Below are 1,920 nucleotides of genomic sequence, written 5' to 3'. Positions count from 1 at the left end.
GCGCAGCGCGGTGCCGATCCGGTCGGGCTCGAAGATGTAGTACTCCAGATGGACGTGGTTGCGCGCCTCGCGGATCGCCTCGAAGATCGCATCGAAGGTGCGCGCACCGCCCGACAGCAATTCGGCCGATGTCGCGCCCGATACCGGCAGTCCGCAGGCCGCCATGCCGAGCGAGGCCATCTGGCGCAAGGCAGGCGGYGCCTGCTCCCTGGCTTCGCGCAGCATCGCCACATCGGCCGGGGCCAGCGCGCCGGCGCGGCTGCGAAGCCGCCGCAGGCGCTGCTTCCTGAGCCGCTGCGGCCCGAGGAAATAGTAAATCAGGAAGCCCGCGAACGGCAGCAGCGCCAGCGACAGGATCCAGCTCATCGTCGACACCGGCGCACGCTTCTGCATCACGATCCAGATCGACAGGACCGCGATGTAGCCGCTCCAGGCGAGGGAGAGGCCGGTCTTCCATTCCTGGCTGAGCTCGGGGACGATCAAGGGCGGGAATCTCGGGTGAAACGCAAAAGGCCGGCAGCAATGCTACCGGCCTTCTGATCGGACGATTCCGCCGCTGTGGCGGAAGTGGCTCAACCTGCCGCCGCTTCTTCGGCTTCGGGCTTGGCCCGGCCTTCCTTCTTCGGCAGCGGCTGGATGTCGAGCTGCACTTCCTCCTTGTCGTCGAGGTCGACGGTCAGGCGACCGCCCTCCTGCAGACGACCGAACAGCAGCTCGTCGGCCAGGGCACGACGGATCGTATCCTGGATTAGGCGCTGCATCGGCCGTGCGCCCATCAGCGGATCGAAGCCCTTCTTGGCGAGGTGCTTGCGCAGTGCGTCGGTGAAGGTGACGTCGACTTTCTTCTCGGCCAGCTGCGTCTCGAGCTGCAGCAGGAACTTGTCGACCACGCGCAGGATGATCTGCTCGTCGAGCGACTTGAAGCTCACGATCGCGTCCAGGCGGTTGCGGAACTCCGGCGTGAACAGGCGCTTGATGTCGGCCATCTCGTCGCCCGCCTGGCGCGGGTTGGTGAAGCCGATGGTCGCCTTGTTCATGGTCTCGGCGCCCGCGTTTGTGGTCATCACGATGATCACGTTGCGGAAGTCGGCCTTGCGTCCGTTGTTGTCGGTCAGGGTGCCATGGTCCATGACCTGCAGCAGCACGTTGAAGATGTCCGGATGCGCCTTCTCGATYTCGTCSAGCARSAGCACCGCRTGCGGMTKCTTSGTSAYSGCCTCGGTCAGCAGGCCGCCCTGGTCGAACCCGACGTAGCCCGGAGGCGCGCCGATGAGGCGGCTCACCGCATGGCGCTCCATGTACTCCGACATGTCGAAGCGGATCAGCTCGATGCCCATGATGTAGGCCAGCTGCTTCGCCGCTTCGGTCTTGCCGACGCCGGTGGGGCCGCTGAACAGGAACGAGCCGATCGGCTTGTCATCTCGGCCGAGGCCGGAACGCGCCATCTTGACCGCGGAAGCCAGCACTTCGAGTGCCTTGTCCTGGCCGAACACCACGCTCTTGAGGTCGCGCTCGATGGTCTGCAGCTTGCCGCGGTCGTCGTTCGAGACGTTGGCCGGGGGGATGCGCGCGATCTTGGCGACGATCTCCTCGACCTCGGTCTTGCTGATGGTCTTCTTGCGCTTGTTCGCGGGCAGGATGCGCTGGGCCGCGCCAGCCTCGTCGATGACGTCGATCGCCTTGTCGGGCAGGTGACGGTCGTTGATGTACTTGGCACTCAGTTCGGCGGCGGCCTGCAACGCGGCCACACCGTACTTGACGCCATGGTGCTCCTCGAAGCGCGACTTCAGGCCCTTCAGGATGTCGACCGTCTCCTGCACGGTCGGCTCTACCACGTCGACCTTCTGGAAGCGACGCGACAGGGCCGCATCCTTCTCGAAGATGCCGCGGTATTCGGTGAAGGTGGTCGCGCCGATGCAC

At 65.4% G+C, this 1,920-nt stretch carries 2 protein-coding genes; both read right to left on the bottom strand.

What is annotated here, in order from left to right; translation table 11 throughout:
* Nucleotides 1-483, bottom strand: a 483-nt coding sequence (locus tag AC1DY5_RS53620; RefSeq protein ID WP_478122351.1) for a PLDc N-terminal domain-containing protein, incomplete at its 3' end; no start/stop codon positions are given.
* 89 nt (nucleotides 484-572) lie between these two features.
* The coding region (locus tag AC1DY5_RS53615; RefSeq protein WP_478122350.1) for an AAA family ATPase at nucleotides 573-1,920 on the bottom strand (1,348 nt) is incomplete at its 5' end.

It is taken from the genome of Variovorax sp. P4_D9 (assembly GCF_056401695.1).
This window is presented reverse-complemented; position numbering and strand designations above follow the sequence as displayed.